General features: G+C 61.8%; 4 protein-coding genes, 3 pseudogenes and 1 other annotated feature. Of the genes and pseudogenes, 3 read left to right on the top strand and 4 right to left on the bottom strand.

The features are described from left to right. Positions 1-196: 196 nt before the first annotated feature. From RUR49_RS14905 to RUR49_RS14895, 3 genes and pseudogenes are all read left to right on the top strand, one after another. A pseudogene (locus RUR49_RS14905) lies at positions 197-681 on the top strand (integrase core domain-containing protein); the annotation flags it as partial. A gap of 219 nt (positions 682-900) precedes the next feature. Continuing rightward, positions 901-1,758: a DUF1698 domain-containing protein gene (locus RUR49_RS14900; protein WP_409147190.1), complete on the top strand. Its 858-nt coding sequence runs from the start codon at positions 901-903 to the stop codon at positions 1,756-1,758. Between the two features lie 63 nt (positions 1,759-1,821). Then, positions 1,822-2,067, top strand: a pseudogene (locus RUR49_RS14895) (transposase); the annotation flags it as partial. A gap of 259 nt (positions 2,068-2,326) precedes the next feature. Here the strand turns inward: RUR49_RS14895 and RUR49_RS14890 are convergent. The 4 genes and pseudogenes from RUR49_RS14890 to RUR49_RS14875 form a co-directional block, all read right to left on the bottom strand. Further along, positions 2,327-2,844 (bottom strand): annotated as a pseudogene (locus RUR49_RS14890) (IS110 family transposase); the annotation flags it as partial. A 76-nt stretch (positions 2,845-2,920) separates the two neighbouring features. Then, positions 2,921-4,149, bottom strand: a protein-coding gene (locus tag RUR49_RS14885) for an IS3 family transposase (RefSeq protein ID WP_409147189.1) whose coding sequence is annotated in 2 segments (ribosomal slippage) — positions 2,921-3,861 and positions 3,861-4,149 — 1,230 coding nt in all. Because the reading frame shifts where the segments join, the coding sequence is not laid out codon by codon here. After that, positions 3,752-3,868: a sequence feature (AL1L pseudoknot), on the bottom strand. (Overlaps the previous gene by 117 nt.) A 12-nt stretch (positions 4,150-4,161) precedes the next feature. Next, positions 4,162-4,803 carry a hypothetical protein gene (locus RUR49_RS14880; protein WP_409147188.1) on the bottom strand — a complete coding sequence of 214 codons (642 nt, stop codon included), beginning with the start codon at positions 4,801-4,803 and terminating at the stop codon, positions 4,162-4,164. Positions 4,804-5,257: 454 nt separating this feature from the next. After that, a complete protein-coding gene (locus RUR49_RS14875) occupies positions 5,258-6,367 on the bottom strand; it encodes an IS5 family transposase (RefSeq protein WP_409147187.1) in 1,110 nt (369 codons plus the stop codon). Positions 6,368-6,437: the final 70 nt, after the last annotated feature.

The following is a 6,437-nucleotide window of genomic DNA, read 5'->3' as shown; positions in this document are numbered from 1 at the left end:
AATGCGCCCGGCGGACCTTCGCAATTGCCTCCACCACCAGCATCCCGAACCAGCCTCCGATCAACCCGGAGGCTTTGTGGACCCACGTTCCATGGGGGTACCTTTTGGACGCCGATCACCCCGAAAACAGGGTCCTTATTGCGCGGCTATCAACACAACCCGCCGCCAGCACACGGAAATCCTGACAGTCCCTTGCACCCACAACGGGCGGAAGTTCCGGATGCTGAACGTCGTCGACGAGTTTACGCGCGAGTGCCCGGCGATCCGGGTCGACCGGAAGTTGACGGGGAGCGACGTCATCGACGTGCTCTCCGACCTCTCATCCTGCGCGGTGTGCCCAGTCACGTCCGCTCCGACAACGGCCCAGAGTTCATCGCTAGGGCGGTGCAGGCGTGGATCGCAGCCGTCGGCGCCCGAACAGCCTACATCACGCCGGGCAGCCCCTGGTAGAACGGCTAATGCGAGAGCTTCAACGCGAAGCTCCGAGACGAGCTTTTCAACGGCGAGATCTTCTACAGCCTGGACGAAGCCCGGCTGGTCATCGAGGGCTGGCGGCGGCACTACAACACCGTCCGCCCTCACTCCTTGCTCGGCTACCGGCCGCCGGCACCCAGAGGCTGTGGTGCCAAGCGCGTGCCCGCCTGCGCAACCCCGCCCAGCTCCGGGCCGCCCATGAGCTAACAATCGAACCGAACCACCGACGTGGGGCAGGCAACATCGGCATGACGGTCGCTCATACGTGGAACGTCGCTACCTTGCTGCACGTGCGACAGACTTGACGTTTGGCAAACCGCATGACCATGATGTATTCGAGTAAAGCTTCATCGTCCGTGAAGCAGGCGCTTTGGCTCGTCATGCCCTCAAGCGAAGAGTAGCTGGGAAAGTTGACAGGAAAACAGTGTGAACGCGTTCATCAACGAAATACGTGATCTCAGGCCTGTCGACCTTTGGCGGGACTTCAAATCAGGCGTAACGGAGGCCGACTTCCGTAGTCGCTGCTCTCCGCAGATGATATGGCATAGCGTAGATCTTGGGGATGTATTTATTGAAGGCCAGAATAAGATATCCAAGATTACGGCACGCGAAATGCATCTAGCTAACCTGCCTGACTTGCGCGGAAAGTCCGTTCTTGACATTGGAGCATTCGGCGGTTGGTTCTCGTTTGAGGCTGAACGGCGCGGAGCCAAATCAGTAACGGCACCTGACTATTATTCTTGGTGTTTTGACTGGCCAAAGATTCATGCTTGGGTTGCATCTGAGCGTGCGGCAGGTCGAGCTCCCGATGTCTATGATCCACCTGCGGACTGCATTGATACAGTCACGCAGCCTGGGCGTCGCGCTTTTGATGTAACTAAAGAAATTCTACAATCAAGCGTGCAGCCAGTTCTAAGTCTGGCAGAAGACTATGCTGGCGGCCCTTTCGACGTCGTACTTTATCTTGGCGTTCTTTACCACACTCGCAATCCATTCTATTCGTTACAAAAAGTCGCGAACCTTACAGGCGAGCGCCTTATCGTCGAGACGCAGGGGCTGCATTTACCAGCTGGCGGCGGGCGCGCTTTGTGGGAGTTTTATGAATCTGACAATCTCAATGCCGACAAAACAACTTGGTGGGCCCCGACGGCAGCTGGGCTGGTCGCCATGCTGAAAGGGTGCGGCTTTACGCACATCGAGATACACGATGGAACCGACGTATTGACGGAAGAGCAAAAAAAACAAACACATGCGATCAGGCTATGGGCACAGGCGACACGATGAATGGTTAAGCTGGCTTGACCATGCTTAATGGATCTACTCCAAGGCGGAAGTGCGCGCTTCCGGGTGGAGATAATCGCCTCGGGATCGGCTCGCCAGACGAAGAGCCCGGCGGGGATTCCGGTCGCGGAGCTCTGCCACAAGCGCGGCATCAGCGACGCGACGTTCTACAACTGGCGGTCCCGCTACGGCGGGATGGAAGTGTCGGACGCCCGGCGGCTGAAGAGCCTCGAGGACGAGAACCGCAAGCTGAAGAAGATCTTGGCGGAGTCGATGCTGGACGTCGCAACGCTGCGTGAGGCGCTCGGAAAAACGTATGGCCCGCCCCGTCTGCAATCGGAATTCAAGATCGTGCCTCATCAGTCTACGCCAACTTATCCGGTCTCGAGGGGTCGCCCTGGCCAAGATGGAGATCCGCGCGTCCCGAACCTCATAAACTTCACGGCGTCGAAGGCCATTTTTTGACCAGGGTTCCAGAACGCCGATCGACTGTCAGGCCATCTCGCTCCCACCACCCGCAGACCTCGTCGGCCGACCGCGCTGGGTGAGCGCGAACGGCAGATCTCTTTGGTTATGATGATGTCGCCGCCTGCATCCTGAACCGCTGCCCGCTGCGGAGGACCGCGCAGATGATCCGCGCCAGCTTCGCGGCGAGCGCCACCACCACGTTATTCACATGGGCCCGTGCCACAAGGCCTCGCAGCCAGCCACCCAGCGCGTCTCTCCCTTTGCCACCGTCGGCAGGGCAGCACGCGCGCCGTGGATCAGCATCCTGCGCAGGTACTCATTGCCGCGCTTGCTGATCCCCAGCAGCTTCGGCTTGCCGCCCGTGGTCATCTGCCGGGGCACCAGTCCCATCCACGCAGCCAGGTCGCGGCCCCGCGCGAACGTATCGGCTCTGCCAATCGCTGCGACCAACGCCGTGGCGTTCAGCGGTCCGATCCCAGGGATCGTGGTCAGCAGCCGGGCACTCTCCTCCGTCCGGGCCTGCAGCGCGAACTCCTCGTCGAACGCCTGGATCCGGCGGTCCAGCTCGCACCACTCGGCGCGCTGGTGCTCGATCAGCCGCCGGGTTCGTGGGCTCAGCGAGATCCGCTCTGCCGCCATGAGGGCATCAAGGTGCGCCTGAACCGCTTCGGGTTTGCCGGAGGCTGTTTTGTTTGAGTCAGGCGGCGATCGTCGCCTGCTCCTGGCCGGCCCACCAGCGCGATTCAGCTTCTGCTGGCGGGATGTTGCCGATTGGCTCGAGAAGCCGCCGGTTGGTGAGCCAGTCGACCCAGTCGAGGGTCGCGTACTCGACGGCCTCGAAGGACCGCCAGGGCCCGCGCCGATGGATCACCTCGGTCTTGTAGAGGCCGTTGATCGTCTCGGCGAGAGCGTTGTCGTAGGAATCCCGGACACTGCCAACCGAGGGGAGGACGCCAGCCTCCGCGAGACGTTCCGTGTAGCGGATCGAGATGTACTGGACGCCTCGATTGCTGTGGTGAACCAAACCGTCGGACTGGCTCGGGCGCCGGGCGTGGAGCGCTTGCTCGAGGGCATCAAGCACCAAGGTTGCGCGCGCCGTTCTGCTCGCCCGCCAGCCGACGATGCGGCGGGCGAAGGCGTCTATGACGAAGGCGACATAGGCGAAGCCGGACCAGGTTGCGACGTAGGTGACGTCAGAAAGCCACATTGCATTCGGCCTCGGCGCCCGGAACTGGCGATTGACGCGATCCAGCGGGCATGGCTTCGCTCGATTACTCACCGTCGTCTTCACCGGCCTGCCGCGGATCACACCCCGCAGACCCAAGTCCTTCATCAGCCGCGTCACCGCGCAGCGCGCCACACTCTCCCCCTCGCGCTTCATCTGGCGCCAGACCTTGCGGACGCCGTAGACGCGAAAGTTATCGTCGAAGACGCGACGGATGGTGCCGCGAAGAGCGGAGTCGCGGCAGGTTCGGGCCGAGGACTTGGAGGGATCGGCCCGGCGAGCTACGTGGGCGTGGTACGTCGACGGGGCGATCGGCAGAACGCGGCAGATCGGCTCGATCCCATAGACGCCGCGATGATCGTCGATGAACCCGGTCATGACTTGGGTCGGCGGTCGAGCTCCGCCAGGGCAAAATACGCCGACGCCTGGCGCAGGATCTCGTTGGCCTGCCGAAGCTCACGGTTCTCGCGCTCCAACGCCTTCAGCCGGGCAGCCAGGTCGGCGGCCGAACTGCCGGAACGGTCGCCGTCTCGTTCCGCCTTCTTCAGCCAGAGCCGCAGCGTCTCGCCTGTGCAGCCGATCTTCGCCGCGATCGAGGCGATGGCAGCCCAGCGCGATGTATGATCGCCTTCGTGTTCGAGCACCATCCGAACCGCACGGGCGCGCACCTCAGGCGAGAATGTGTTCGCCTTCTTCGTCATGGCCCCATCCCCTCAAAAGTTGGAGCCTCCGCCAAACCCGGAGCGGTTCACCTCTCCCCCCACTACCCAAGACATCCACTCTTTGCTGGGCTTTCCCAATTTCATGACCCGAGGCACATTAACAACTACACGCTCCGTGCCAGGAAAGAATTTTGCGGTATACTCCCCCTCTAGACGTCTGTTACAATCATCAATAAATATGTGAGTACACTCTCTTGCAGTAACATACGACCAATAAATAGGCAGGGCTCTTCCCGGAGATGTGCTTCTAAAACCCATTGGTCCGTCGATTAAAATAACATCCCACTTTATATCGCGCATAAAACCTGGAATTGGATGCTCAATTAGGGCCTTCTCATCTATTGGAAGACTAGATTCAACTGTACTTTTTCCATATGACACGCGCTCAATTTCAAGTTCAGGCCAGCGCTCACGCATATCTTTGGCCCAAGTTTTGTTATTTTCAACAAAAACTGTCCTGCCATGAGCATTCAGCTTATTCCAAAGCAGCGAGTCGTTTCCCAACCCAAACACGAGAACATTAGAGCCGGGGCCTGAGCACCATATCGTTTGCCCAATGATTGCAGCTTGATGCCTGGAAAGTTGTATATCTGTCCGGTAATTTTCGCTAAAAACAGTTGAAAACTGGCGCATCTATGGTCCGCGGTTCTCGTGAACAAGTGTGCATTTGGACATAAATCACTCGTTCACGCAACACTGGGTCAAAGCTCAATCAAACGGTTGATCCACATGGCTTGGTGATGCAGACGGCGGCTAACCCAGCAGTCGTAGCGTCGCAGTCCTGGTTGTCGTTGGAGACGCTGGGATCGACCGAGCCGCCCCTCGCGTTGATGTGCCCCCCGGCCTTCGCCGAGTCCTCAGCGTCGCCACCACCTCGTCGCTCGGCGGCGGTGTCGCCGTCGGCACGATCTCGACCGGCACTAGCAGGCTGTTCAAGAAGGCGTGCGTTTGGCGGGTTGGTCTCGCTTGCCGGCAGCGTTTGTGGTGATGGAGTGCGGCAGGTGAGCAGGTCGGCGCCGATGATGCGTGGCCTGGTTGTGTTGGAGCCGCGACGAGGAGCGCTGCATCGACTGGCCGATCGCCCCGCTCAAGCTGGCGCCGCCAGCAGCTTGGGCAAGCGGACGAGGTTGTAGGCGGCGGCCGCGAAGGTGAAGGCCCATCCGACCCGATCGACGCCGCGCAGCTTCGGTCGGTGGAGGCCGGCCACCGCCTTCATCCAGCCGAAGCCCTCCTCGATGCGCTTGCGGACCCGCTGGCTCGCGGCATAGCCGGGATGGCGGGCGGTGCGGCCGTCGATCACCGAGCTTCCGAGGCGCCGGGTGAGGTTCTGCGCCACGCGCGGACGCACATTCATCGAGCGCAACTCGTTCACGAAGTTGGCGGCGTCGTAGCCGCGGTCGGCCCCGAGTGTGATCGGGCGCGGCCGGTCGGCATGCGGCTCGATCATCGCCAGTGCCGCCACCCGCTCGGCATGGCCGCCCACCTTCGTCAGGCAGGCGTCGACGATGACGCCGGAGCGGTTCTCCATCAGGGCATGGCCGAGGAAGGCGAGCTTCGCCTCGATGCCGGGCCCCTTGCGATAGAGCTTGGCGTCCGGATCGGTGGTCGAGGCGTGGGTGGCGTTCGAGCGCTTCTCGCCGCGGAAGTCCGCCTCGGCGTTGCGCCCGCCCGGCGGTGGCTCATCAGGGCCGGAGCCTTCCCCAGGCTCTTCAATCGGCCTGAAGCTCTTCGTCGAAGCCCATGCCTGGATCAGCGTGCCGTCGACGCTGATGTGATCGCTCGACAGCAGCCGCTTCACGCGGCGCTCGGCCAGCACGGCGGACAGGAACCGCGCGGCAACGTCGCCGGCGAGCAACCGGTCGCGGTTCTTCGAGAACGTCGAGTGATCCCAGACCGCATCGACGATGCCGAGCCCGACGAACCAGCGGAACAGCAGATCGAACTCCAGCCGCTCCATCAGCTGGCGCTCCGAGCGGATCGAGTGGAAGGCCTGCAGAAGCATCGCCCGCAGCAGCTTCTCTGGCGCGATCGAAGGCCGGCCGAGGCCCGAGTACAGCGCCGAAAGGTCGCCCGCCATCGCCGCCAGTACCTCGTTCACCAGCGACCGGATCGCCCGCAGCGGATGCCCCGCCGGTACACGCACCTCGAGGTCCACGTAGCTGAAAAGCGCCCCCGTCCTCTCGTCCGTCCCGCGCACGCCGACACTCCCCTCCAGATACGGGAGTGAATCACGCCGAGACAGCTGGGACGAGCGACTTCTTCAACAG

It is taken from the genome of Pseudoxanthobacter sp. M-2 (assembly GCF_046156265.1).
In the GTDB taxonomy this organism is placed as follows: Bacteria; Pseudomonadota; Alphaproteobacteria; order Rhizobiales; family Segnochrobactraceae; genus CAMDHY01.
The sequence above is the reverse complement of the archived record's forward strand: the minus strand, read 5'-3'. Positions and strand labels throughout refer to the sequence as shown.